This window comes from Pseudarthrobacter sp. 05T312 (assembly GCF_056396685.1).
Genome location: NZ_JBFTLY010000043.1, coordinates 1 through 863 on the forward strand (window position 1 = coordinate 1; position 863 = coordinate 863).

At 62.9% G+C, this 863-nt stretch carries 1 pseudogene; it reads right to left on the reverse strand.

The features are described from left to right. Positions 1-863 (reverse strand): annotated as a pseudogene (locus tag AC1DIP_RS22205) (pyruvate dehydrogenase (acetyl-transferring), homodimeric type); the annotation flags it as partial.

Here is an 863-nt window from a genome sequence, read left to right on the forward strand (position 1 = left end):
GCCACGGCGCCGGCTTCGTTGATGCCGGGGTGGATCAGCTGGCCGGCGGGGGATTCCTTGTAGGCCAGGACCAGGTCCCGGTCCACCGACAGGTAGTTCTGCCCCTTGGGGTTGTAAATCTTCGCCGTCGGGAAGAACGCATCCATGCCAAACGTGCGGGCCTCGTCCGGGATGATCGGGGCGATGTGCTTGCCGAAGTTCTTATCCCGCATCAGGTCCTTGAGGAGCCTGACGAACGCCATGGTGGTTGCGGCCATCTGCTTGCCCGAACCGCGCTTGGCCACCTCATAGGACTTCGCGTCCGGCAGATCAACCGCCTGGTGTCCGCCGCGGCGTTCGGGAACCGGCCCGCCCAATGCGCTCCGCCGTTCAAGGAGGTAGGCGATCTCGGGTGCATCAAATCCCGGGTGGTAGTAGGGAGGCCGGTACGGGTCGGCGTCGAGTTGTTCATCCGAAATGGGAATGCGCAGGTAATCCCGGAAGTCCTTGAGGTCCTCCACCGTCAGCTTCTTCATTTGGTGGGTGGCATTCCTGCCTTCAAACCTGGGTCCGAGTCCGTAGCCCTTGACGGTGTGGGCGAGGATGACGGTGGGTTTGCCCTTGAATTCGGTGGCGGCTTTGTAGGCGGCGTAGACCTTGCGGTAGTCGTGGCCGCCGCGTTTGAGGTTCCAGATCTGGTCGTCGGTGAGGTCCGCGACGAGGTCCTTGGTCTGTGGGGTCTTGCCGAAGAAGTGTTCGCGGACGAACCCGCCGGACTCGGCCTTGTAGGTCTGGTAGTCCCCGTCGACGGTTTCGTTCATGATTTTCACGAGCGAGCCGTCGGTGTCGCGGGTGAGCAGGTCATCCCATTCCCGGCCCCAGAC